Origin of the sequence: Saccharospirillum alexandrii (assembly GCF_004000275.1) — a bacterium.
Taxonomy (GTDB): domain Bacteria; phylum Pseudomonadota; class Gammaproteobacteria; order Pseudomonadales; family Natronospirillaceae; genus Saccharospirillum; species Saccharospirillum alexandrii.
In genome coordinates, this window is record NZ_RCIP01000001.1 from 1,508,059 (window position 1) to 1,531,740 (window position 23,682).

Genomic DNA, 23,682 nt, shown 5'->3' on the forward strand with positions numbered 1-23,682 from the left:
CCTCACCGTTGCAGCTCCCGGGTTCTTAAACCAAGGCTAACCAGCAGTCTTCGGATTCACGGTCGGAACGGATTCCCGGGAGGTTCCATGCTGGCACTGCTCGTAATACTCAGTCTGTTTCTCATGGTTTTTGGCATTTGCTACTGGTCTTTGAACCATTACCCCCGCTCGCGCCCCTTTCGCTACAGCCCGGGGTCGGAAATGCCGCTTCCCGATCCAAAGCGCACGCAACTGATGGCCGTTCTGGCACAACGTTACGAACTGGAAACCATCATCAAGCATGCCCATCTCGACAGCGAACGGCTCGATGCCCTGCAGCGCTGGACACTCAATCGCTGGGAACCTGAGAATGGACGTCGATCGGCGTCGCATAACCCGCTCGATATTCTGGCCCGGGTCAGCCAGGGGGAACAGTTTGGTCGCAGCGACTTCGTCACCGTACTTGGTCACGCTCTTCAGGCTGTCGGTATTTCCGCTCGCCTGGTTGAGCTGCACACTCGCGATAGCCACTGGCGGCCGCTCGGAGGCTCTTACACGGGGTTAGAGGTATTTCTGAGTGAGGAAAACACCTGGGTCTGGGTCGATGCCCAATACGATGCCATTATTCTGAACAAGGGTCGTTACTGCAGTGCGCTCGATATCAAAGACGCCTTGCTGTCCCGCACCCATGAACTCGAATTGATCTCCGCGCTTGAGGGCACCGACATTGATAGCTACCTTGCCTTCCTGGCGCCCTTTCTGGACGTTATTATTGCCCAGCCGCTGGGACAGAGTCGGCGTTTTGCGCTGATTCCACCCCAATTGCGCTTCCCGCGTCGCCACCACCTGTTCGGTCGTACCCTGTACGATCAGGTCTGCCACTCACGGGATACCTTTTACGCCGTTCGGGAATTAAACCAGTTAATTCCGACCCGCCCCAAAAGCACCTTCCGGCCAAGAACCGCCAACGCCTGACACTTAAACATCCGGCCGATTAGCCACCGGCATTGGCTGACCGGTCGGAATCTTCAATGGGGGCGAAGTCTTCATCACTCAGTTCGGGCGATTCCGTGCTGGTGTAGGTGGAGTCGATTCGCTTAAGTGCCTTGCACATCACATCAATGCGCTGATCCTGAGCGTGAATGTGTTCCAGCAAGGCCATAATGGCGTGAGCTGTCGGGTCGGGCATTTGCGACACACCGTAGGCATCGAAACCGACTTTATCAGCCATGGCCTTTTGTTTATCGCTGAACGGCAGCACTTTTTCACCCTGCTGTTTAACGATGCGCCCGGGAATACCGACCACGGTAGCGTTCTCCGGCACGGCCTTGGTGACAACCGCATTGGACCCTACCCGCGCATTCTTGCCGACGGTAAAGGGGCCCAGCACCTTGGCACCGGCACCGACAATCACGCCATCTTCCAGCGTTGGGTGGCGCTTGCCTTTTTCCCAGCTGGTGCCGCCCAGGGTAACGCCCTGGTAAATGGTCACGTCATCGCCAATTTCAGCGGTTTCACCAATCACCACACCCATGCCATGGTCGATAAAGAACCGTCGGCCGAGCTTGGCGCCCGGGTGAATCTCGATACCGGTGAACCAGCGAGCCAATTGGGAAACCCAGCGAGCCAGTGTTTTCAGATTCCATTGCCACAGCTTGTGACTGAAGCGATGGATCAGAATGGCATGCAAACCCGGATAGTTCAGGAGCACCTCAAACCAGCTTCGCGCCGCAGGGTCGCGGTCAAAGACGCTCTGGATGTCTTCTTTCAGATTGCGGAACATATCAGGGTTTCCTTATCGACTTGTCTACCTGCGTCAGCATGCCACGTAAAATGTTGGCTTCAACTTCATCGGGCTGTGCGCGCAGAATCAGGCGGCGTAATTTACTGATCAGAGTTCGGGGGTTAGTGGGGTCGAGAAAATCGATCTCAACCAGGGTTTTTTCCCAGTGCTCGAACAGGCCTTCAAGCTGCTCGGCCCGGGCCGGTGGCTGGTCCCAGTCGACACCCCAGTCGGTTCGGGTCTGGGGTACGGCCAACTCCTGGCGCATGCGCAATTCATAGCAGAGCACCTGAACCGCCTGAGCCACGTTAAGCGAACTGTAGTCCGGATTCGACGGAATGTTCACATGGTAATGGCATTTTGCCAGCTCATCATTGGTCAGGCCACTGCGCTCACGCCCAAACAGCAGGGCCACCGTTGACCCGGCCGGGTGGACGGCCACTTTATCGGCCATTTCACGCGGGTTGAGCAGCGGCCAGGGCAAGGAGCGAGAACGAGCCGATGCGCCCACCACCAGCGTGCAGTCGGCAATGGCGGTGTCGATATCCTCAACAATTTCAGCCCGGTCGAGCACATCGTGGGCACCGGAAGACAGGGCAAAGGCTTCACCGGACGGATAATCCTTGGGAGACACCAGCACCAGCCGGGTCAGGCCCATGGTTTTCATGGCCCGGGCGGCGGCACCGATATTGCCGGGGTGGCTGGTGTGCACCAGCACCACTTTAATATCATCCAGCCGGATACCCGTTTCGCCAGCGGCGTCCTGTGACTGCGACATGCTTTATTTCACCTCTTATCGTTCAAAAACTGCACACCATGGCTTAAAGAGTGCATCAAAGGTGTGTATTATACGCGCCCTCGTTCGGGAAAGCGCCCGAACCGCTGTTTAACAAACCCGTTTTTGCGGATAAAACCGACGTACCTGACCAGGCTCGTCCGGTCCGTTCTGTCTGGCTGTGCTGTCACACACCCGATGGAAAGGCTGGCGCCCATGCCTGTACCGGTACGGTTTAACCCTTTTGATGTGAGTGTGAACCGACCATGCAACCGATTCTGACCATTGCCCTGCGCGCTGCGCGCAACGCAGCCGACAAACTGACCTATACCTTGTCGAACATCGATTCACTGACCGCCGAAGGCGCCACCCGCAAAGACGTGTTTGACCAGGCCATCGAAGATGCCGCCTGGCGTGCCCGCAAAGCCATTCGCAAAGGCCACCCGCGCCACCACATCGACAGCCTGCACATCGGCATGGACGAAAGCCGCGACTACGACGGTCAGTCGTGCTGGAAAATCAACGTGCTGGCTGGTGAATCCAACTACCGCTCCGGTTACCCGGGCTTTCTGATTGTCGTCACTTTCTTTGTTAAAGACCGCATCGAAGCGGCTGCCCTGCTCGACCCAATCACCGGTGACGAGTGGACCAGCATGCGCGGCCGCGGTGTACAGCTGAACGAACGCCGTGTTCGGGTAGACGCCTCCACACTGGACCTGGCCCTGGCCGCCATCGACAGCAGCGACCCGGCCGAAATCGGCCGCTGGTCGGAGCGTGTCGCTGGCATTCGCGTCAGCGGCTGTGGTTTGATGAACATTGCCCAACTGGTGGCTGGCAGAGTACAACTGGCCTTCGCCGACGATCTGAACGATGTCGACTTCCCGGCTGCCAGCCTGCTGTTACAGGAAGCCGGTGCCCTCAGTGGCGACCGCAATGGCGGCCCGGTCAGTGCCCGTAAAGGTGAGTTGCTGGCCGCGTCACCGCGCCTGTTCAAGCAGCTGTTCAGCCGCAGCTAAGCGCCATTTGCTCCGTTGCCTCCAACAGTTCGCTGTTGGAGGTGCCATTTTGTGACTTCCTTTCCGGTTCCACACTTCAGATCCGCCGTTTTACCCGCTACGCCTTGGGACAGAGCCTATCACGGGGTATAGTGCGCGTTTTTCGCACCTTTGTTTTCTGCAACTACGATTTCAGCAACTATCCGCAACTACAGGGACAGCCGTTTGACCCAAGCGCTCAATTTCTTCGCTGGCGAGCACGCCTACCGGACCATTCACAACGAAGGGCTGTCACCCCGGTCGATCCGCGTCATTATGGGCGCATCGGGCGGCCCCAAATGGTTTGTACTGAGTCATCTGGACCGTTACCTGGCCAGTGAGTGGCTCCCCGCCATCGATCACCCCCTGAACCTGATCGGCAGTTCCATTGGCGCCTGGCGCATGACGGCTTATGCCAACAAAAACCCGGCGGCAGCACTCGACCGGCTCGAACACGGCTATCTGAACCAGCGCTATTCAGACAACGCCGATGCCGACGAAATTACCGGCAAGGTCAACGAGTTCATCGACGAAACCATGGGCGATAACCCCTTCGATGACCTGCACCCAAACCGTTTGCTGCATCTTGTTACCGCCCGCTGCCGGGGCGTCACCGCCGCGCACTCCACGCGCAAACAGGCCTGGGTATTCACCGGCGTCGCCGCCAGCAACATGATCTCCCGGGCCACGCTGCCCCGCTACTTCGACCGAGTGGTGTTTCGCAGCCCCGGCGGCCAGCTCCCCCTGACCGACTGGGACCGGTTCACCACCTACCAGGTGCCACTGACACCCGACAACCTGCGCCAGGCGCTGCAAGCCAGTGGCGCCATTCCGGTAGTCATTCACGGTGTTACCAACCCCGCCGGCGCCCCGCCGGGGGTTTACCGCGACGGCGGCATGGTCGACTACCATTTCGACCTGCCCATCAAACCGGACAACGGCCTGGTGCTCTACCCGCATTTCTCCCCTGTGCTGAAACCCGGCTGGTTCGATAAACCCCTGCCCTGGCGCAAAGTCACCGCGAGCCACTACAGCCACACCCTGGTTGTCTGCCCGAGCCAGGCGTTCATCGACAAGCTGCCTTACGGCAAAATCCCGGATCGCAAAGACTTCGAAACCCTCGATGACGAAACCCGCCTGCGCTATTGGAACACCGTGATCGACATGAACCGGGCCCTGGCCGACGAATTCAACGACCTGGTCAGCACCGGCAAACTGGCTGAACGACTCCAGCCTATTAACGCCATAGCACGCTGATTAGTTACCTTAACCCAATATTAACAACCACAGTGTCCAGCCCGATCAGTTCAGATCGGGTTCAGCCTGCCTTGCGATACTGGCTCCATTGAACAAGGAGCCTTACCCATGACTCAGAACAGCTTGCATCAACGGTTCGAACCGATCGAGCCAAACCAGCATTCACCCGCTCAGCTGCGCCGCCTGGCCACCATGACCACCTTTTCCATAATGACAGGCCTGCTGCTGACGGGTTGCCACGTAAGCGTCACCGATGTACATGAGCATGAGGCCGGTTACGACACGGAAGTCACTCCAACACTGGCGCGCTACGACACCGAGTTTCTGGTGCGCAGCGCACTGGTACCTTACGCCCTGAGCGCCACCAGCATCGAGATGATCGCGGACCCCGAGGCGTTTCTAACCCCCTCGGCCCGCATGGCCAGCCGCAGTCATATTCCGGTTGAAACGACGTCGACCTATCTGTTTGACAGCGGAGCCTGCGACTTTGGCGGCTACACCAGCATCGACGCCTATGGTGAGACCGAAACCTACTCTGACAGCATGACGTTCATCACCATGGACGTAACCGCCGAAGCTGTAGACTGCGATACCCGCAACTGGCAGGGCTATGTCACCCTGAACAGCCGGCTCGATTTTGATGTCATGGGCTGGTACGACGACTATGACGACCGCATAGAATCCCTCGAAGGCAGCATGACCGGCCGGCTGCGCATGCGCGCTGAACGCAGTGACCTGAACTACACTAATATCAACACTGAGATCGTCGAACTGACTTCAACCGACTTTCGCATTGAAGCCAGCGCCAGCGTCTGGCTAGACGATGGCTGGCGCACCAACTCGGCCAGTCTGCAGACGACACGTGGCGTGCACTGGTATCAGAACGACACCCGCCCACACGCGGGCAAGGTTCGGCTGACGGCTTATCGGGGCTGGGTGGATCTGGAGTTTTCGGACTATGGCGTGACTCGTACCGACAGCAATGGTTATCGGGACAATATTTCCTGGTCGAGTTTGCTCTAACCTACACAACCACAAAAAAAGCCGACTCTAAAGTCGGCTTTTCAATGCGAATAGTAGGTTCCCACCGAATCAAGTGAGAGCTGCCGGGTAGGCCTATCCGGGGAAGTCTGAGGCATGGATGCCGAAGCCTAGGCCCCATGGATGGGTTCACGTCGACCCCGGAGAGGTCTACCCGGTGGCACTCACGAACTCATGGCACCGGCTAACTACCTTACTCCAATACCATGTATTCGGGGCCGAAGCCGGCTGACCAGACGATGACGGTGCCAACTCGCAGGGTCACCAGCAGTACCAGTGCCACGGTGATGACCGAGGTTGCGTACATAAAAGCACGCTCTTTCGGAATGTTCATCACGATGGGCAGGCCTTCGTAGATCAGATAGACCGCGTAGGCGGCCGCGATGGCGAACACCACGGCGTTGAGCCAGAGTACTGGCCAGGCACCCACGATACCGGCCAGGAAAATCGGCGCAGTGGTATAGACTGCCAGGGCCATGCCATGGTGCGGATCAACCGGCTCATCGGAATAGGTTGTTGTCATCCAGGTAATAAACTCACCGAATGCCCAGACACCGACCAGCGCCGCCAGATAACTCAGGACGCACAAAACCAACGCACTTTGCGACGTAAGCACCGTCAGCGGCCCGTCACCCAGGCGCCAGCCAACCTCTGCCACGCCGAAATAGAAACACACCGCAGGAATCAGCGCCAGAATTGGGACGTGAGTCAGAAACTCCATCGTCTTGCTGCGTCGCTGTTTACGAATGAGTGACCACTCACTACCGGGGTGAGTGAAAATACCAAGGGTGTGATCCAGAATCATAATGCTCTCCAAAGGGTCGGTCCGGCCGGTACGGGTTATTGTTGTTGACGGTCACCTGAGCGGATTCTACCAGGCTGGAACAGGGCCTGTTTGCAACCGTTCAGAGGCTACGTAAAAGTGGCCGGATGCTGACTGATAACATAGAGGAATTGGCGCAGACTGCAAGCATGCCGGGAGGCCTGACATGGAAAATTAATGCTCCACCACGACCAATCTCTGGAAACTGTGATCCATATCATTATATTATTCTTTACTAATGTATCCGCTGAACGCTGCAATCCTGCCGACGGTATCGCACCGTGGTTAAGCAGGTGGTAGCATCCAGCTTAATTCGACATCCAAAGCAGGAGAGGTTCAATGAACGTAACCCAGCTATCCCCCACCTTCCGGGTCAGCCCGCAAATTACGACCGACGACGTTGCCGAAGCCAAAGAGCAGGGGATTGGTGTCATCGTCTGCAATCGGCCCGATGGTGAAAGTGCCGACCAGATCCCAGCGGCCGACATCCGTCGAGCCTGCAACGCGGCCGGCATCAAATTCGTCGAGTTGCCAATGAACGGGCCCAACTACTCGCCCGAGCAGGTAAGCACCCTGAAATCCCTGATCGACGACGGCAGCAACATTCTTGCCTATTGTCGCACCGGCAATCGCAGCAGCATTTTGTACAACGCCACTCAAGGGTCCAACTGAGTCTTGCCGAAAGCCATCGCCTTCTCATTGCCCCGTGCCGGCGACATCAACGCCGGCTTACTGGTGGCACTGGTCGGCATTCCGCAATGCCTTGCCTATGCCATGTTGTCAGGGCTACCCCCGATGTACGGGCTGGTTACCGCCGCCCTGCCGGGCATGGTGGCCGCCCTCTTTGGCCGCAGTGCCCATGTTACGGTTGGCCCGACCAACACCACCGGTCTGATCATTCTTGCCAGCCTGACCCCCTGGGCCGACCAACCCGAGCTGCTATTAACCGCCATGGCCACCTTGACGGTTCTGGCCGGCCTGTCGCGCCTGCTGATCGTTGCGCTGCGAGCGGAACGCGTCTTCGATTTCGTGCCTGAGGCCGTTATGGTGGGTTTCGCCACCGGGGCGGCCGTTATCATTGCGCTGATGCAGCTCGACGAGTTCATCGGCACCCCCTTTTCCGATGTGCGCAATGTGGTGGATGAACTGGTGCTGTTATCGGGATTGAGGCTGCCTGATATTGAATGGGCCGCAGTAGGCTTGTCAGTCTTTGCGCTGGCGTCGGTCGTGCTCGGCCGGCGCTACCTGCCCCGCTGGCCCATTCCGTTGATGACCCTGGTAATCAGCACGGCTCTGGTCGTCTGGGCACCCTGGTCCTTCATCGAACGCTGGATAACCCTGGAACAAACCACCGTTATTGCTGATGGCTGGCCGCAAATGGCCACCCACTGGCCCAGCTGGAGCATGGTTCAGGCACTGATTATCCCAGGGTTTGCGGTCTCCTTTATCGGCTCGCTGGAGCTGATTGTGACCCTGCGCAACCGCGCGGAACAGCGCTGGCTGCGGCGCGAGCTCGGCAGCCAGGGCATTGCCAACCTGGTCGGCAGTGTGACCGGCGCCTTTCCCTCCAGCACGTCCCTGACCCGGTCTGTATTGCTCGACATTGGTGGTGCGGTGACCCGCTGGGCGCCCTTTATCGCCGCCCTGGTCATTCTGCCCATCATTCTGTTCGGCGCCGAGCTGATTCGCGCCATTCCACAGGCGGTTATCGCCGGTTTGCTGGTCGCCACCGCCCTGTCGATGCTCAAGCCCGACCAGATTCGTACCATTCTCAAAGCCAATTCCCAGACCCGAACCCTGTTTCTGGTCACCCTGATCAGCACCCTGGTACTCAATTTCCACGAGGCCATTCTACTCGGCGCGGCGCTAGGGCTCGGCATCTTTCTGTTTCAGGCCAGCGTACCCCTGCTGCGGCGCTACGCGGTGGACGATGACGGCTGGTTGCGCGACACCATCAAACTCGATAGCCACCATACGCTGATCCAGATCTCGGGCAGTCTCTATTTCGCCGCAGCGCGTCAGCTCCCGGAACGGCTCACGGCCATGCTGGCGCCGAAAACAACGCTGCTGACCATCGACCTGACCCATACACATCACATTCGCGTCGCGGCCCTTCAGGCTCTGCAACAGTTTGTGGCCCATGCCCAGACGCAAGGCATCGAAATTCAGATTTGCGGCCATACCCCGGCGCTGGTGCAGCTGTCCAACACGCTCGGCATTCGCCTGCCCTGGTGCGACCGGATCATGGCCCAGCGCATCAGTGAACCGGAGCCAGACGATGACTGACCTTTACCGGCCCGACGACCAGCGCCCGCATAATTTTGGTGGCCTGCTGACCGTCGCCCCCAACATGCTGGAGTTTATGGCTCAGGCCGAACGGGTCGCCCGCACCCAGGCGTCTATTCTGGTGCGCGGACAAACCGGGTCGGGCAAAGAACTGGTGGCGCGCTACATTCACGACCAGTCACGCCGTGCCGCTCAGCCATTCAGCGCCATCAACTGCGCGGCCCTGTCACGCGAGTTGATGGCCTCGGAACTCTTTGGTCACAAACGAGGCGCCTTCACTGGTGCCACACACGACCGCACGGGTCTGTTTGAACTGACCGACGGCGGCACCCTGTTTCTGGATGAAATCGCGGAAATGCCGCTGGATATTCAGGCGGGTTTGCTGCGGGTACTGCAAGATCGCTGCTTTACGCCACTGGGCTCAAGCGAAGTACTGCATACCGACATCCGCCTGGTCAGCGCCACGCACAAATCGTTGCGCAAACTGGCCGCAGACGGCGATTTCCGCGAAGACCTGATGTACCGGGTACGCGTCGTGCCGCTGTATCTGCCACCGCTGAAAAGCCGCGTCGGCGACGTTGCCATGCTCAGCTGGCAGTTCATTCACAGCCTGAACCAGGAAAACGAACGTCACATCGACAGCATCACGGCGTCGGCCTACGATGCGCTGCTGGCCTACGACTGGCCCGGCAACATCCGTGAACTGATCAATGTCATCACCTACGCCCACGCCATCGGCGAAGGCCCGACCATTCAGCTACAAGACCTGCCGCCCGAACTGCGCGGCGAAGCCCCGCCAGATGAGTCCGAGATCAGCATCGAACAAAATGAACGGGACCGGATTCTCGCACTGATGCAACAGCACAAAGGCCACAAGCAAGCCGTCGCGGATGCTATGGGCATTTCACGCGCGACCCTCTGGAGAAAAATGAAATCCCTGCAGCTGATGTAACCCGGGCTTCTTCGTTGTGGTCGGCTCTGTGGCTTTGGTCCGCGGCGGCCACCTGGGATGCCGCCGCTCGTCATGTCCTCGCATTCCAACTCTTAAGAAATGGAACCGTTTTGCGAAGAATTTTCGTTCCTGAGCCGCCTTTCCCAACAGTCGCTCCCCGTATTCGGTAAACTACCGTTACATTTTTAATTAACTGCAGAATGCATGTCCCCCGATCACACTGATCTCTGGTTTCTGCCGCTGGGTGGCTGCGGCGAAATCGGTATGAACCTCAATTTGTATGGCCACGACGACCAATGGCTCATGGTCGACTGCGGCGTCACTTTTGCCGACCCCGATCAGGCCCATCAGCCGCATGTGCAAATGCCCGACCCGGCCTTTATTGCCGAACGTGCCGATCATCTGGCCGGTATTGTCATTACCCACGCCCATGAAGACCATTTAGGCGCCCTTCCCTATCTGTGGCGTCGCTTTAAAGGCCGGGTCTATACCACGGCGTTCACCGCCGAAGTGCTGCGCCGCAAACTGGTCGAGTTCAATCTGGCCGGGCAAATTTCAATTGATGTCGTCAAGCCAGGCGACCGGCGCCAGATAGGCCCGTTCAATGTTGAATGGCTCAACATCACCCATTCCATTCCCGAGCCCCAAGCCTTGATGATTCGCACGCCCGTCGGCAGTGTTTTTCACACTGCGGACTGGAAGCTCGACCCGGCCCCGGTCATAGGCCCGCCCATTGCTCCAAAAATTTTCCAAGCACTGGCGGATGAATCTCCTTCGGCCATGGTGTGTGATTCCACCAATGCGCTGGTCGATGGTCATTCGGTATCCGAATCAGAACTGATTCCAGGGTTGCGCAAAATCATCGAAAACTCACGTGGCCGGGTGGTGGTTAGCTGTTTTGCCAGCAACGTCGCCCGACTGGTCACCCTGATGCAGGCCGCCGATCAAACCGGCCGTCGGGTCGCACTGCTGGGCCGCTCACTGAAAAACATGGTGTCAGCGGCCAAAGCCACCGGTTACTGGGACAGCAAGCACCGTTTCATCGACCCCTTCGACCTGGGCTTCTTCCCGCGCGAGCACTTTATGGCCATCGCCACCGGCAGCCAGGGCGAACCCCGGGCGGCACTGTCACGGCTGGCGAAAGACACCCACCCGGATCTGACGCTGGAGGCGGGCGACACGGTGGTGTTCAGCGCACGCATCATTCCGGGTAATGAATTACTGGTCGACGCCCTAATCAGAGCACTAAAAGCGCGTGACATCTTCGTCATCACCGCCGAAGAAGCCGGCTTGCCGATTCACGCTTCCGGCCACCCGGCAGCCGACGAACTGACGCAGATGTACCAGTGGGTCAAGCCAGAGCTGGCCATTCCGGTTCACGGCGAACCCGACCATATGGCGGCGAATGCCAAACTGGCGAGAGGTGCGGGTGTCACCCGTCAGTTAACCGGGCAAAATGGCGACTTGTTTTATATCAAACCGGTGGTGGGGATTCGGCGCAAGGCGGTTACTACCGGACGGCTCGGTTGGGATCGGGATGCGCTGATTCCGGTGGCAAGGTCGTGACGTCTGGCTCTAGCTGAGAGTCCGTGCCGGCCACCGGGTATGTCTATACGGGTGGTGCGACACATCGCTCGGCGTGAATCCATCCGTGGAGCCTAGGCCGCAGCATCCTTGCTGCGGACTACCCCGGTTAGACACACCCGGTAACCGTCACTCGTTCAGTGGCAAAACGTTAACCTGACAACCAAACAACAACACAATGCTCGACCGGAAGTGACGAATGCAGTGTTTGGCTCTATCTCACTGCCTTTCCAACTCCGCAATCCTGGCCAGCAGCTCAGCATCAGGCTCCACCTTGGCGTTGGTGTTGTAGTCGAGCAACACGATGCGACCGTGTCCTTCTGTGGTCAGTGCCTGCTGGGTCTGGCTGAAAATGCCGTAGTGCTGAACAAACCCAAATCGCTGCAACTCACCTATTCGGGCGCCTACCCAAAGCTTGTCCGGGTAGTTGACCGGTCGGCGGTACTTGCATTCGGTCGAAGCCAGAATCGGGCCAATGCCTGAGGCTTCCTTGCGGCCGAACAGGCCGCAGGCTTCAAAATAGGCGATGCGGGCGCTCTCGAAGTAGCGAAAATAAGTGACGTTGTTGACGTGATTGAATGCGTCCATCTCACCCCATTGCACGGGTATTTCAATTCGAACGGGGTAGGTGTCTTTGAAATCGTCCAGGGTCATGGCCATGGGTCTTTCCTGTTTGAGTCGTTTTAATCAGGTCGCAGTGTGCCCGACTTGCTGGCATAACAGAAGGCGGTGGCCGGCAGTTAGGAATCTGTAGCCTGCTCGCCGCAGGCATCAAACAGGGCTTGCCAGGCTTCTACCTGTTGTCGAATCTGAGCCCGGTAGCGATCGTGATAGTGCGTCAGCGCTGTTTTATATTCGTCGATGGCCGGGTTATCCACGTCTATGGTTTCGGTCATTGCTGACAGGGCGTCGTAGCCCGCCAAAAAGCGCTGGTCGACGGTGACCAGCCAGGGCTGTACCTCCCGGGCGAACACATTGCCCATCACATTGCGAGCAAAGCCCAGTTCCTGCAGGGGTGGCCCCATCGGGCACAGTCGGGTGTCTTCAGCGGCGGCGCGCAGCATCTGCTCGCTTTGCTCCAGTGCCTGAATGGCCCAGCGCATGGCGGTGAGGCTGCGTCCACCCATCGAGTAGCCCGCTATTCGCTCCATGCTCCGCAACCATTGCGACTGGGTAACCGTCAGCGGCTGCTCTGCATAACCGGCCAGTGCTTGCTGCGCTGCCCGGTAGCCTTCGAAATCGACCTCGTCTTCAGCCGCAAAACCCTCGCTGCCGCCCGTCCAGTAGCTTTGGTAGTCAGGGTTGGCCAGGGTGGCGTTGAACAGGTGCTGGGGAAACACCTGGCGTTTCAGCTCCAGAATGTCTTCCAGCTCAGTGATCAGATCGTCTTCCAGACCGGCTTCCGTTGCCAGGCACTCCGGTAGCAGGGTTAACAGCCGACGTTCGTAATCCAGGCGGATCAGTGGATCAGCCACCCGGCCCAATATGCTGTTGCGTTCGCCCATCAGGGTGAACACTTCGCACCCTCGCAGCGACCAGGCGTCGAGCACATCGATCTGCACTTCCGGAGGCGACTGTCGCAGGGCTCGTGTCTGTGGATAAGCCGGAAGGTTAACCGGTGTCACAGCAGGGATATCGGCATCCAGCACACGGCTGACCCGTTTGACGTAATCGGCGAGCAAGTCGTCACCCTGTTGCGCGCACCCGACCAGAGACAGGACGCCAATGAATGTTGCAAGGCGAAACATCGGTTGCAACACGTTAATACACACCATTCGGCTCACCCCAAAAAATTCCTTTAATATCAATAGTTTAATAAGTGGCACGACACTTGATATAGGTAAGCAAAGCGAACTCACTGAGCGGCTGGCGGATTCCAGCCTCCCGCTCATGATCACCAAGAGGATACTGTCATGGCCCATCGACTGGTTTGGATGCCAACCGACGAAATTTTAAAGAAAGTTCCCTGCACCTGCATTGACGGCCGCACCCAGGGCATTCGCTACAGCGTAGCCGGCGGCAGCTTTGGGCTGTTCCTGCATGTTCTGGCGAGGTTGCAACGCACTCTCGGGCGCTGCCTGCAACAGGAAAGCGTGGATCAATACATGCGACTCTTTGCCGACGACGTAGGCCCGGTGTATCTGCACAGCGACCAGCATACCCTCGACCGGATTTTCGCTCGCATGGGGCTGGAAAGCGATACGCGGCTAAAACACCTGACTGAAAGCCAGCAACGTTCGTTCTGCGAGCTGGCCACCACCCCGGAATTCCAGGGGTGTGGCCATATCAAGCTGATCATGCAAAACGAGCTGATTTACCAGGTGCCACCCACCCTGGTCACCCGGGCGATCAAGGCCTTTTTTCGCCTGTATTTCGCGGGCACCGCCAACCTGATGTTCGATGTCCTCGCCGGACGCCACCAGGAGGAGAGCGTGCTGCTGCTTGAAGAACAATTCAGCAAGAACCTGGACAGCGAATCGGCACTGCTGCTGGCCGAGCCTATGGATCAGGATCAGTTCTTCTGCCACCGCCCGCTCAAACAAGCTCTGGCCGAGCGCTTTCTCAGGGCCATCGACCAGGCCGGTTTGCCGGGGCTAGACCCATCACAATGGTCAGACCTGATCCGTACGCACAACACGGCGGCTGAAACCACCCTCAACCAACTTGCGCCGGAGCTTCCGGTCGACCACATTCGACTGTAACTGGAGAACCAAACGATGACACAAGCAACCTTTAACCGCCGGGTGGTTCAATGGATCCCGGCGCTGGACTGGATACGCAACTACCAGCGTGGCGACCTGCGCGGTGACCTGATCGCCGGCATCACCGTCACCATGATGCTGATTCCGCAGGCCATGTCCTATGCCATGCTCGCGGGCCTGCCGCCCTATATTGGTTTGTACGCCTCCGTTATGCCACTGCTGGTGTATGCCCTGTTTGGCACGTCTCGCCAGCTCGCCGTTGGCCCGGTCGCCATGGTAGCCCTGCTGGTGTCAAGCGGGGTGGGCGTTCTGGCGCCCATCGGTTCCGATGACTACATTGCCATGGCCATATTGCTGGCACTGATGGTGGGCGTCATTCAATTCCTGATGGGCGCTTTTCGGCTTGGCTTTGTGACCAATTTCATGTCGCACCCGGTTATTTCAGGTTTTACCAGTGCCGCCGCGCTGATCATCGGTTTCAGTCAGCTCAAACACATTGTTGGCCTGCCGCTGCCACGCACCGAGAACATTGCCGAAACCCTGTGGCTGACCGTTACCCAGGTCAATGCCATGGACCCGGTTGCACTGGCCATCGGCGTCGGCGGCATCGCGCTGCTGCTGGGCCTTAAACGCATCAGTTCGCTGTTACCGGGTGCCATGATCGCCGTTGTGATCGCCACCCTGGTTGTCTGGGGTTTCAATCTCGATGAAACAGCCGGCGTCAGCATCGTCGGTCAGGTACCAGCGGGCTTTCCGGAGTTTTCAATCCCGACACTCAGCTGGACCAGTATTGTCAGCCTGCTGCCCATCGCCCTGACCATCTCGATCGTGGGTTTTATGGAAAGCATTGCCGTAGCCAAAAAGATCGCCTCGGAAAAACGCTATGAAATCGACGCCAACAAGGAGCTGGTTGGCCTGGGTCTGGCCAACATTGTCGGCTCACTGTTCAAAGCCATGCCGGTCACCGGTGGCTTCAGCCGCACAGCTGTCAACAAGAACGCCGGCGCTAATACTGGCTTGGCGGCCATCATCACGGCGGTTCTGATCGCCATTGCCCTCGTATTCCTGACGCCGCTGTTTTACTACATCCCGAATGCCATTCTGGCGTCTGTGATCATGGTGGCCGTGTTCGGCCTGATCGATGTGCACGAGGTGAAGCATCTTTGGAAGGTAAAACGCGACGATCTGGGTTTGCTCATCTTCACCTTCGCCGCCACCCTGGTGCTCGGCGTCAAATACGGGATCTTCCTGTCGGTGGGTCTGAGCATGGTCTGGTTCGTGATAAAAACCACCCGGCCCCACTACGCCGTACTGGGCAAGCTGCCGGAAACCGATCAGTACCGTAACGTGAAACGTCATGATCAAGCTGAAACCACGCCCGGAGTGCTCGCCCTGCGCTTCGATGCCCAGTTTTACTACGGCAACGTCAGCTTCCTGAAAGACACCGTCAAACGCGAAGAAGCCCGGATGGACAGCCCAATGAAAGCCCTGGTACTCGACGCCAGTGCCGTCAACCAGCTCGATTCTTCGGCCGATACCGCTCTGCATGAACTGCTCAGGGACTATCGCTTGCGCAACGTGGACCTGTTTTTCGCCCACGTAAAAGGGCCGGTTATGGACGTGATGCAGCGCAGTGGTTTTGCCCAGACACTCGGTGAAGATCACTTCTTCCTGACAACGGATGCCGCAGTCCAGGCAGCCCGGGCCTACGCCTACCGCTAGTTCACTGGTTGCAACATGCTGCAACGCGCGTTGCAACCCATTAATACAGACTTATCTAATATTCTCTGAAACGCCCGTATCATGCGGCCTTTAAGTTGGCACAGTACTGGCAATACAGACAGCAACACCGGACATACTGCCTCCGGCTTGCGACTCACATCAGATTGGAGAATGACCATGAAACAAGCCATTAAAACCTTCTACGACCCGGCCACCTTTACCCTGACCTATGTGGTCTACGACGAAGACAGCCGCGACGCCGTCGTCATTGACCCAGTGCTGGACTACAACCCCATTGGCAGCATCGTCTCCGACGAGTCCTTCCAGCAAGTTGTCGATTTCGTTGCGGAAAACGACCTGAAACTGCACTACGTGCTTGAAACCCATGCCCACGCCGACCATCTGAGTTCCAGCCAGCTGTTCCGCGACGAGTACCCGGGCATCAAAGTGGCGATCAGCGGGCGCATCACCGGCGTGCAGACGGTCTTCAAGTCAGTCTACAACCTCGAAGAATCCTTCGTTACCGACGGCAACCAGTTCGACACGCTGATTGAAGACTTCGAAACACTCGAAGCCGGAACGCTGCGCATCAAGGCGTTGCCAACCCCAGGGCATACACCCGCCTGTTTGTCGTTCCTGATCGGTGATGCGGTCTTTACCGGCGACGCCCTGTTCATGCCCGATTACGGGACCGGACGCTGTGACTTCCCTGCGGGTGATGCACGCACACTGTACCGCTGTGTAACCGACAACCTATACAGCTTGCCGGATGAGACTCGCGTCTTTGTCGGTCACGACTATCAGCCGGGTGGCCGTGACGTTGCCTGGGAAAGCACGATCGGTGACGAGAAAGCCAACAATATCCAGTTGAAAGCGGACACCACCGAAGACGATTTCGTCACTTTCCGTGAGCAGAGAGACTCCGGACTGGCCGCACCAAAGCTGATCTACCAGAGCATTCTGGTGAACATCGACGCAGGCCACCTGCCCAAAATGGAAAGCAACAATCAGCGGTACCTGAAAATACCGCTCAACCTGAAAATGCAGCGCGCTGTCTGAAAAAGTGGGTAACCCGGTGGCCTAAGCCCTTGCAAAGGCCACCCGGCTCCCTAACTAAGGCACCCGTACATTAGCTAACACTTATTCGAGGTTATGATGGAAATCATCAATTTCACACCCTTGTCAGCAACACTCGGCGGCGCCCTGATTGGCCTGTCGGCGGCTTTTCTGCTGCTGGTAAAAGGCCGGGTCGCCGGTATATCCGGTATTTTCGGCGGCATCGTCTACCCGGAAAAAGGCGACGTCAGCTGGCGCATTTTATTCATCGCCGGGCTGATCATTGGCGGATTTATCTACCAGTGGCTGGGGGCCGGTGCCGGCGTCGACCACATTGAAGCCGTGGTCGGTACGCCCTGGTTGATCGCCGCTGGCCTGCTGGTCGGCGTTGGTACCACCATCGGCACCGGCTGCACCAGTGGTCATGGCATCTGCGGTTTGGCCCGGCGCAGCCCGCGCTCACTGGTCGCTACGGTAACCTTCATGGCCACCGCCTTTGTCACGGTGTACATCGTCCGCCACCTGTTTACCGGAGGAGCCTGATCATGAGTAACGCTAAAAGCCTGTCGGCCGCCTTGTTTGCCGGCATTCTGTTCGGCTTTGGCCTGTCGGTCGCACAAATGATCGACCCGGCCAAGGTGGTGAACTTCCTGGATATTTTCGGCAGCTGGGATCCCTCGCTGGCCTTCGTCATGGGGGGCGGTTTGCTGGTGAATGCCATCGCGACGCCGCTGATTCTCAAACGCGGCAGACCGATTCTGGCCGAATTCTTCCGGGTACCCGCGAAGAGCCAGGTAGACCGGCGCATTGTCATCGGCGGCGTGCTGTTCGGCGCTGGCTGGGGCCTGGCCGGCTACTGCCCGGGCCCAATGATCACCTCACTCAGCTTTGTCGATGGCAGCATTCTGACCATCTTCACCGCCTACGTCGTCGGCACACTGGGCGCCAAATTTGGTCTGGCCAAATACGAAGACTACAAGCACCAGAAGCATCAGGCGAACGAGGCCTGCGTTGGCTAGCGGTTTTGTCTACGGCAATACATTCAAACCCGGCTTTGGCCGGGTTTTTTGCATTACCCCTCATATTTGAACGCAAAATGCCCGCATATGACCATTGTCGCTTGAATCGCCGCTGATAAAGCGAGAAGCTGACCGCACTGTGTTTGAACCCCAGAGAACGCGATCCACTACACTGACGACGACTGAGACAGGCAGACCCACCCCCTATGACCCGAAGAGCCTCACCGAACCCATTCGATGCACCCCTCACCCGCGCGCTGATCACTGTTGCTGCCGTGATTGTCATCATCGCCGGCATGCGCATCGCACAACCCATACTGGTGCCCTTCCTGCTCGCGCTGTTTCTGGCTGTTCTCACCACCCCTGCTGTGCGTTGGCTGGTGCACTACCGGGTACCTACCCCACTTGCCATAGGCGCGGTGGTGCTTTTGGTATTTATCGTGCTCTACGGCATCAGCAGCCTGGTCATCTCGTCCACTGAAGAGTTTTTCACACGCATGCCGGAATACGAAGAGAAGCTCGAGGGCTGGCTGCAACTGCTGCGCGAGCGGCTTCCCTGGCTATCGGGTGATCTGCGCACCAGCCTGCAAAGCATCGCGCCGGATTCGGACAACCTGCTGGGTGTTGTCAGCGCGCTATTTTCAGGCCTGGGAGGTATCCTGCTGGCCCTGGTGCTGACGGTGTTTATCCTGATTTTTATGCTCGACGAAGCCCAGGGAGCCCACGCCAAACTAAACCGGGCGCTGGGCGACGATCGTTCTGCCGAATATGCCCGTCGCTTCACGTCCATGGTGCAACGCTATCTGGTGATCAAATCGTTCATCAGCGTCATCACCGGTTTGCTGGTTTGGGGGTTTCTCAAACTGCTCCAGGTCGATTACCCCATTCTTTGGGGTACCCTGGCCTTTGTCATGAACTTCATCCCCAATATCGGTTCTCTCATCGCGGCCATTCCCGCGGTTTTTCTGGCCACCGTGCAACAGGGCTTTAGCGGGTTCGCCATCAGTTTGATTGGCTTTGGCGTCATTAACGCCCTCATCGGGAATCTTCTGGAACCGCGGATGATGGGCCGGTCGCTTGATCTGTCGACCCTGGTGGTGTTTCTATCGCTGATTTTCTGGGGCTGGGTTCTGGGGCCGGTCGGCACTCTGCTGGCGGTGCCGCTTACGGTCGTCGTCAAGATCGGACTGGAGGTTTACCCAAAAAGCCGCTGGCTGGCGATACTGCTGAGCCAGTAACATGAACTCGCCGCCAACCTCCCGATTGAGGCTAGCGGCGGCGCGCGCATTACGCCCGGGACATGAACTTCCTGGATTCGGTGTTCACCTTAATCCGCTCGCCCTGCTCGATGTACTCGGGCACTTGAACGGTAATGCCCCCTTCCAGCAAGGCGGGCTTGGTGCGTGCAGAAGCCGAGGCCCCCTTGATACCCGGTGCCGTTTCAACAATCTGCTTGACCAGCGACTGCGGCAATTCAATGGCAACCAGTACGTCGTTGACCACCAGCCCGGTCAGCCCTTCCATGCCATCGTGCAACCAGGCCAACTGATCGCCCAGGTCGTCGGTTGACAGCATATGCTGGGCATAGTCGTCGACATCCATAAAAGTATGCATGTCACCTTCGGAAAACAAATACTGCATGGAGCAGGTGGCAGCGTCTGCCAGGGTCAGAAAGTCATCCCCTTTAAAGGCTTCTTCTCGCTTACGCTTACTGACCAGTTCATTCATGGTCATCTTATACAAGGTCGCCGCGCCCCGGGCACTGGGACTATGCACATCAACTTTGCTGATCTTGTACTGGTTACCGTCCAATTCAATAACGTGGCCGGGTTTAATCTCGGGAGCTTTCGGCATGATGGTCTCAACAGGGAAGTGGAAAAGGCCTAAAAACCCGGCAATTCTAGCATTCAGATCTGCTCTGGCGACAGTGATTCAATTAGTGGCACGAGTACTGAGTTAGAAGTTCGCGGGCTAGTTGGGCTGGGAGTTTGACTGGAGTTCGGTGCCAAGCGGGCCACCGGGTACGCCTATTGAAGGCACGCCGTGAACCCATCCATGGGGGCTCGAAGACCACATCCATGTGGTCTCACGGCCTCCAATAGGCGTACCCGGTAGCCCTTCGAATGTCCCGGGTTAAATTTGCGCGAACTTCTAACTCAGTAGCACGGTGGTTAATCTCAAATAATGGCTCGCTGGCATGCATTGCTTTCAAAGTATTGGATTGTGCAACCCGCTGGTCAGTGTTGGCTGCCAGGTAGGCCTATCCGGGGAAGTCTGAGGCATGGATGCCGAAGCCTAGGCCCCATGGATGGGTTCACGCCGCCCCCGGATAGGCCTACCTGGTGGCCGACACGAACCCATGCCACAAAATTCAACCTCGCCGGGCTTCCTTTGCTTTGATGCGAAACGCGTGCAACAAAGGCTCGGTGTAGCCGTTGGGTTGTTGTTTGCCTTCGAGCACCAGGGCGAGGGCCGCCTGGAAGGCGATGTTGTTGTCCGGGTCTTTGGCCATGGGTGTGTAGCTTGGGTCGTGGGCGTTTTGCTTGTCGACTATGGCGGCCATGCGTTTCATGGTTTCGATGACCTGGGCTTCGGTGCAGATACCGTGATGCAACCAGTTGGCCATGTGCTGGCTGGAGATGCGCAGGGTGGCGCGGTCTTCCATCAGGCCGACGTTGTTGATGTCGGGGACTTTGGAACAGCCGACGCCGTGGTCGATCCAGCGGACGACGTAGCCGAGAATGCCCTGGGCGTTATTGTCGAGTTCTGCCTGAATGGCTTCTGCGGTCAGTGAACCGGGGTCAGCCAGCAATGGGATTTGCAGAATGGCATCCAGCGAGGCGGGCTCGCGTTGGCGAAGGGTTTCCTGGCGCTCGGCCACGCTGATGCGGTGATAGTGGACCGAGTGGAGAGTGGCGCCGTTGGGTGACGGTACCCAGGCCGTGTTTGCGCCGGCCATTGGGTGGCCCTGCTTCTGCTCGAGCATGGCGGCCATTTCGTCCGGCATCGCCCACATGCCCTTACCGATCTGGGCTTTACCGGGCAAACCTGCCGCGAGGCCGGCATCAACGTTGTTGTCTTCGTAGGCGCTGATCCAGGCTTGCTGTTTCATCTGGGCCTTGGGAATCATCGGGCCAGCCAGCATGCTGGTGTGGATCTCATCGCCGGTGCGGTCGAGAAAGCCCGTGTTGATGAAGACGGTGCGGTCACTGGCGGCCTGGATGCAGGCGGCAAGGTTAACTGTCGTGCGGCGCTCTTCGTCCATGATGCCAATTTTCAGCGTTTTCGGTGCAAGATCGAGCGCCTGTTCAATGCGGGCGAACAGGTCTACCGCAAAGGTTACTTCTTCCGGGCCGTGCATCTTGGGTTTAACGATGTAAACGCTGCCGGTGCGGCTGTTGCGCCGTTCAGTGTTGTTCAGCAGATCGTGTTTGGCCGCCAGGGCCGTGACCATGCCATCAAGAATGCCTTCCGGCACTTCGCGACCGTCGCGATCGAGCACCGCATTGATGGTCATCAGGTGGCCGACGTTGCGCACGAACATGAGGCTGCGGCCATGCAAGACCAGCGGGCGGCCGTTCAGGCCCTGGTAGGCCCGGTCGCTGTTCAACGAGCGGGTAATGGTTTGCCCGCCTTTTTCAAACGACTCGCTCAGCGTGCCTTTCATCAGGCCCGTCCAGTTGCGGTAAACCTCGGTTTTATCTTCCGCATCGACGGCTGCGACCGAATCTTCGCAATCCATGATGGTGGTCAGCGCGGCCTCTACCAGCAGATCTTTAACGCCCGCCGCATCGGTTTTGCCGACCGGGCTGGTCGCATCGACCTGGATTTCAATGTGCAGTCCGTTGTTTTTCAACAGAATAGCCGTTGGTGCGGCTTCATCGCCCTGGTACCCCAGGCATTGAGCCGGGTTAGCCAGGCCGGTTTGGGTGCCGTCATTCAGTTCGACTGACAGTGCGCCGTGTTCAATCCGGTAGGCCACAGCGTCAGCATGGGAGCCTTTGGCCAGTGGCGTGGCCTGGTCCAGATGTGCCCGGGCAAAGGCGATAACTCTGGCGCCGCGTACCGGGTTGTAGCCCGTACCTTTTTCAGCTCCGCCGTCTTCTGAAATGGCATCGGTGCCATAAAGGGCATCGTACAGGCTGCCCCAGCGGGCGTTGGCGGCATTCAGTGCGAACCGGGCGTTCTTGACCGGTACCACCAACTGCGGACCCGCTTGTTCGGCAATTTCGGTATCGACGTTAGCGGTGGTGATAGGCTTGACATCGACCGGGGGCAGCAAGTAGCCAATGTCCTGCAAAAAAGCTTTGTAGTCATCCGCGTCGTGAGGTTCGCCGGAGCGCTCGGCATGGTATTGGTCAATTTTCGCCTGCAAGGTATCCCGTTGGCGCAACAGCGCTTCGTTGCGCGGGCCGAATTCATCGAGTATGGCCTCGAACTGATCCCAGAAATGAGCTGGCTCAACCCCGGTGCCCGGGGCGATCTCCCGGTCGATCAGGTTGTAGAGTTCGGTCGCGATCTGAAGACCGCCGTGTTGAATTCGATCTGTCATGAGTCTGGCCTTTCGCTGTTTGCTTTTTATTCGAGTCTAGGGAGCCAAGCCGGATACGACTAATTTATAACCTTTATAGTCACCATTCACAGTATGAATGGGATTTTGACCACCGCGCGTTTTAACAGCCCGACCATTCAACATGCCACTAAAACTCCGGGCTTGGTACCTGCTCGGCCACTTCATTGATGAGACGCCGCATCCAGCGATGCGCCGGGTCGTGGTGCAGCAACGGGCTCCAAACCAGTTTCAGCTGAATGCCAGGTATCACAAAAGGCGGCGCCATCACCCGCAAGCGGTCGTTGTGGGCCTGCAGCAGCGCGGCCCGGGCTGGCAAGGTCACCACCAGGTCGTTCTGCTCAGCCAGCAGCATGGCGGCCTGGTAATGACGGGTGAAGACGGTGATATTACGCTTGCTGCCCAGTTGACCGAGCACTTCATCGACCCAGCCCAGGCGCTGCACATCGGCCGGGTCAACTCCGACGCCCACGCCATAGCCCGTTTTACTGACCCAGACATGCTGGGCTTGCAGGTAGTTCTTCAGGCTGAAATTTTCCAGAATGGGGTTCTCGGAACTGACCATGCAGCAGAACTCGTCGCGCCAGACAATGGTCTGATGAAACGACTGGGGAATGTCGTCAAAGCGGTTAATCACCATATCGACCTTGCCCTGCTCGACATCCAGAAAGCTGACGTCACTGGGGGTCATCAGGTCCAGAATGACGTTCGGTGCTTCTTCGCGCAAACGCCGCAGCAGTGGGGGCACCAGGGTCGATTCGGCGTAGTCACTGACCATGATTCGAAACACCCGCTGGCTGTTTTCGGCATCGAAATCGGAGCGTGGCTGAATGGCGCGTTCGATATCCTGCAGCACGGTACGCAGCATCGGCTCCAGTTGCCCGGCACGCTCAGTGGGGGTCATGCCTTCACTGGTACGAATCAGCAGGGGGTCGTCGAACAGGGTGCGCAGCCGTCGCAGGCCGTTGCTCATAGCTGGCTGGCTGATGCCCAGTTTGTCGGCCGCCCGGGTCACGCTGCGCTCACGCAGCAGCACATCCAGATACACCAGCAGGTTCATATCGATGCGGCTAAGTTGCATCCTTTTCTCCTTCCGTTC

General features: G+C 58.1%; 22 protein-coding genes. 14 read left to right on the forward strand and 8 right to left on the reverse strand.

Features of this window, described 5'->3' with window-relative positions; translation table 11 throughout:
- Positions 1–87 precede the first annotated feature (87 nt).
- Positions 88–954, forward strand: coding sequence for a hypothetical protein (locus tag EP166_RS06715; RefSeq protein WP_127555989.1), 867 nt, complete (start codon positions 88–90; stop codon positions 952–954).
- A gap of 19 nt (positions 955–973) precedes the next feature.
- On the opposite strand, the gene cysE is transcribed toward EP166_RS06715, so the two are convergent.
- On the reverse strand, positions 974–1,762 hold the full coding sequence (gene cysE / locus EP166_RS06720; RefSeq protein ID WP_127555990.1) for a serine O-acetyltransferase: 789 nt from the start codon (positions 1,760–1,762) through the stop codon (positions 974–976).
- A 1-nt stretch (position 1,763) separates the two neighbouring features.
- Complete coding sequence (trmJ, locus tag EP166_RS06725; protein WP_127555991.1) at positions 1,764–2,540, reverse strand: tRNA (cytosine(32)/uridine(32)-2'-O)-methyltransferase TrmJ; 777 nt, start codon at positions 2,538–2,540, stop codon at positions 1,764–1,766.
- Between the two features lie 263 nt (positions 2,541–2,803).
- Here trmJ and EP166_RS06730 point away from each other — a divergent pair, with 263 nt between their 5' ends.
- From EP166_RS06730 to EP166_RS06740, 3 genes are all read left to right on the forward strand, one after another.
- Complete coding sequence (locus EP166_RS06730; protein ID WP_127555992.1) at positions 2,804–3,553, forward strand: inositol monophosphatase family protein; 750 nt, start codon at positions 2,804–2,806, stop codon at positions 3,551–3,553.
- Between the two features lie 204 nt (positions 3,554–3,757).
- Positions 3,758–4,828, forward strand: a complete 1,071-nt coding sequence (locus EP166_RS06735; protein WP_127555993.1) for a patatin-like phospholipase family protein — start codon at positions 3,758–3,760, stop codon at positions 4,826–4,828.
- Between the two features lie 108 nt (positions 4,829–4,936).
- Complete coding sequence (locus EP166_RS06740; RefSeq protein WP_127555994.1) at positions 4,937–5,851, forward strand: hypothetical protein; 915 nt, start codon at positions 4,937–4,939, stop codon at positions 5,849–5,851.
- 211 nt (positions 5,852–6,062) lie between these two features.
- Here EP166_RS06740 and EP166_RS06745 read toward each other — a convergent pair whose 3' ends face one another.
- Complete coding sequence (locus EP166_RS06745; protein WP_220432493.1) at positions 6,063–6,674, reverse strand: Yip1 family protein; 612 nt, start codon at positions 6,672–6,674, stop codon at positions 6,063–6,065.
- Positions 6,675–7,031: 357 nt separating this feature from the next.
- Between EP166_RS06745 and EP166_RS06750 the strand changes: the two genes are divergently transcribed.
- The 4 genes from EP166_RS06750 (at position 7,032) to EP166_RS06765 (ending at position 11,496) form a co-directional block, all read left to right on the forward strand.
- Positions 7,032–7,364: a protein tyrosine phosphatase family protein gene (locus tag EP166_RS06750; protein ID WP_127555995.1), complete on the forward strand. Its 333-nt coding sequence runs from the start codon at positions 7,032–7,034 to the stop codon at positions 7,362–7,364.
- A 3-nt stretch (positions 7,365–7,367) separates the two neighbouring features.
- A complete protein-coding gene (locus EP166_RS06755; protein WP_127555996.1) occupies positions 7,368–8,978 on the forward strand; it encodes a SulP family inorganic anion transporter in 1,611 nt (536 codons plus the stop codon).
- Complete coding sequence (locus EP166_RS06760; RefSeq protein ID WP_127555997.1) at positions 8,971–9,930, forward strand: sigma-54 interaction domain-containing protein; 960 nt, start codon at positions 8,971–8,973, stop codon at positions 9,928–9,930. The genes EP166_RS06755 and EP166_RS06760 overlap by 8 nt, the downstream gene beginning before the upstream one ends.
- 204 nt (positions 9,931–10,134) lie before the next feature.
- Positions 10,135–11,496, forward strand: coding sequence for a ribonuclease J (locus tag EP166_RS06765; RefSeq protein ID WP_127555998.1), 1,362 nt, complete (start codon positions 10,135–10,137; stop codon positions 11,494–11,496).
- Positions 11,497–11,733: 237 nt separating this feature from the next.
- On the opposite strand, the gene EP166_RS06770 is transcribed toward EP166_RS06765, so the two are convergent.
- Both EP166_RS06770 and EP166_RS06775 read right to left on the reverse strand, forming a co-directional pair.
- Entirely contained in the window at positions 11,734–12,174 is a 441-nt protein-coding gene (locus tag EP166_RS06770) for an acyl-CoA thioesterase (RefSeq protein ID WP_127555999.1), read from the reverse strand.
- An 80-nt stretch (positions 12,175–12,254) separates the two neighbouring features.
- Positions 12,255–13,289 carry a DUF3080 family protein gene (locus tag EP166_RS06775; RefSeq protein WP_164743843.1) on the reverse strand — a complete coding sequence of 345 codons (1,035 nt, stop codon included), beginning with the start codon at positions 13,287–13,289 and terminating at the stop codon, positions 12,255–12,257.
- A gap of 138 nt (positions 13,290–13,427) precedes the next feature.
- Between EP166_RS06775 and EP166_RS06780 the strand changes: the two genes are divergently transcribed.
- From EP166_RS06780 to EP166_RS06805, 6 genes are all read left to right on the forward strand, one after another.
- Positions 13,428–14,216 (forward strand): hypothetical protein, encoded by a 789-nt coding sequence (locus EP166_RS06780; protein WP_127556001.1) that lies wholly within the window; start codon positions 13,428–13,430, stop codon positions 14,214–14,216.
- A 15-nt stretch (positions 14,217–14,231) separates the two neighbouring features.
- The gene (locus tag EP166_RS06785) at positions 14,232–15,938 is read left to right on the forward strand and encodes a SulP family inorganic anion transporter (RefSeq protein WP_127556002.1); all 1,707 of its coding nucleotides are present in this window, start codon (positions 14,232–14,234) and stop codon (positions 15,936–15,938) included.
- A 177-nt stretch (positions 15,939–16,115) separates the two neighbouring features.
- Positions 16,116–16,997 (forward strand): MBL fold metallo-hydrolase, encoded by an 882-nt coding sequence (locus EP166_RS06790; RefSeq protein WP_181952704.1) that lies wholly within the window; start codon positions 16,116–16,118, stop codon positions 16,995–16,997.
- Positions 16,998–17,090: 93 nt separating this feature from the next.
- Positions 17,091–17,537 (forward strand): YeeE/YedE thiosulfate transporter family protein, encoded by a 447-nt coding sequence (locus EP166_RS06795; protein WP_164743844.1) that lies wholly within the window; start codon positions 17,091–17,093, stop codon positions 17,535–17,537.
- Between the two features lie 2 nt (positions 17,538–17,539).
- On the forward strand, positions 17,540–18,013 hold the full coding sequence (locus EP166_RS06800) for a YeeE/YedE family protein (protein WP_127556005.1): 474 nt from the start codon (positions 17,540–17,542) through the stop codon (positions 18,011–18,013).
- 206 nt (positions 18,014–18,219) lie between these two features.
- Complete coding sequence (locus tag EP166_RS06805; RefSeq protein WP_127556006.1) at positions 18,220–19,251, forward strand: AI-2E family transporter; 1,032 nt, start codon at positions 18,220–18,222, stop codon at positions 19,249–19,251.
- A 49-nt stretch (positions 19,252–19,300) separates the two neighbouring features.
- Here EP166_RS06805 and efpL read toward each other — a convergent pair whose 3' ends face one another.
- From efpL to EP166_RS06820, 3 genes are all read right to left on the reverse strand, one after another.
- Complete coding sequence (gene efpL, locus EP166_RS06810; protein ID WP_127556007.1) at positions 19,301–19,867, reverse strand: elongation factor P-like protein EfpL; 567 nt, start codon at positions 19,865–19,867, stop codon at positions 19,301–19,303.
- A 517-nt stretch (positions 19,868–20,384) separates the two neighbouring features.
- On the reverse strand, positions 20,385–22,565 hold the full coding sequence (locus EP166_RS06815) for a malate synthase G (protein WP_127556008.1): 2,181 nt from the start codon (positions 22,563–22,565) through the stop codon (positions 20,385–20,387).
- A 148-nt stretch (positions 22,566–22,713) separates the two neighbouring features.
- Positions 22,714–23,664 (reverse strand): LysR family transcriptional regulator, encoded by a 951-nt coding sequence (locus EP166_RS06820; RefSeq protein WP_127556009.1) that lies wholly within the window; start codon positions 23,662–23,664, stop codon positions 22,714–22,716.
- Between the last annotated feature and the right edge of the window lie 18 nt (positions 23,665–23,682).

Excerpts from the sequence above, each read along its gene's own strand:
- EP166_RS06715 (WP_127555989.1), top strand. The coding sequence starts at position 88 with ATGCTGGCACTGCTCGTAATACTCAGTCTGTTTCTCATGGTTTTTGGC.
- cysE (WP_127555990.1), bottom strand. The coding sequence starts at position 1,762 with ATGTTCCGCAATCTGAAAGAAGACATCCAGAGCGTCTTTGACCGCGAC.
- trmJ (WP_127555991.1), bottom strand. The coding sequence starts at position 2,540 with ATGTCGCAGTCACAGGACGCCGCTGGCGAAACGGGTATCCGGCTGGAT.
- EP166_RS06730 (WP_127555992.1), top strand. The coding sequence starts at position 2,804 with ATGCAACCGATTCTGACCATTGCCCTGCGCGCTGCGCGCAACGCAGCC.
- EP166_RS06740 (WP_127555994.1), top strand. The coding sequence starts at position 4,937 with ATGACTCAGAACAGCTTGCATCAACGGTTCGAACCGATCGAGCCAAAC.
- EP166_RS06745 (WP_220432493.1), bottom strand. The coding sequence starts at position 6,674 with ATGATTCTGGATCACACCCTTGGTATTTTCACTCACCCCGGTAGTGAG.
- EP166_RS06750 (WP_127555995.1), top strand. The coding sequence starts at position 7,032 with ATGAACGTAACCCAGCTATCCCCCACCTTCCGGGTCAGCCCGCAAATT.
- EP166_RS06760 (WP_127555997.1), top strand. The coding sequence starts at position 8,971 with ATGACTGACCTTTACCGGCCCGACGACCAGCGCCCGCATAATTTTGGT.
- EP166_RS06765 (WP_127555998.1), top strand. The coding sequence starts at position 10,135 with ATGTCCCCCGATCACACTGATCTCTGGTTTCTGCCGCTGGGTGGCTGC.
- EP166_RS06770 (WP_127555999.1), bottom strand. The coding sequence starts at position 12,174 with ATGGCCATGACCCTGGACGATTTCAAAGACACCTACCCCGTTCGAATT.
- EP166_RS06775 (WP_164743843.1), bottom strand. The coding sequence starts at position 13,289 with ATGGTGTGTATTAACGTGTTGCAACCGATGTTTCGCCTTGCAACATTC.
- EP166_RS06780 (WP_127556001.1), top strand. The coding sequence starts at position 13,428 with ATGGCCCATCGACTGGTTTGGATGCCAACCGACGAAATTTTAAAGAAA.
- EP166_RS06785 (WP_127556002.1), top strand. The coding sequence starts at position 14,232 with ATGACACAAGCAACCTTTAACCGCCGGGTGGTTCAATGGATCCCGGCG.
- EP166_RS06790 (WP_181952704.1), top strand. The coding sequence starts at position 16,116 with ATGAAACAAGCCATTAAAACCTTCTACGACCCGGCCACCTTTACCCTG.
- EP166_RS06795 (WP_164743844.1), top strand. The coding sequence starts at position 17,091 with ATGATGGAAATCATCAATTTCACACCCTTGTCAGCAACACTCGGCGGC.
- EP166_RS06800 (WP_127556005.1), top strand. The coding sequence starts at position 17,540 with ATGAGTAACGCTAAAAGCCTGTCGGCCGCCTTGTTTGCCGGCATTCTG.
- EP166_RS06805 (WP_127556006.1), top strand. The coding sequence starts at position 18,220 with ATGACCCGAAGAGCCTCACCGAACCCATTCGATGCACCCCTCACCCGC.
- efpL (WP_127556007.1), bottom strand. The coding sequence starts at position 19,867 with ATGCCGAAAGCTCCCGAGATTAAACCCGGCCACGTTATTGAATTGGAC.
- EP166_RS06815 (WP_127556008.1), bottom strand. The coding sequence starts at position 22,565 with ATGACAGATCGAATTCAACACGGCGGTCTTCAGATCGCGACCGAACTC.
- EP166_RS06820 (WP_127556009.1), bottom strand. The coding sequence starts at position 23,664 with ATGCAACTTAGCCGCATCGATATGAACCTGCTGGTGTATCTGGATGTG.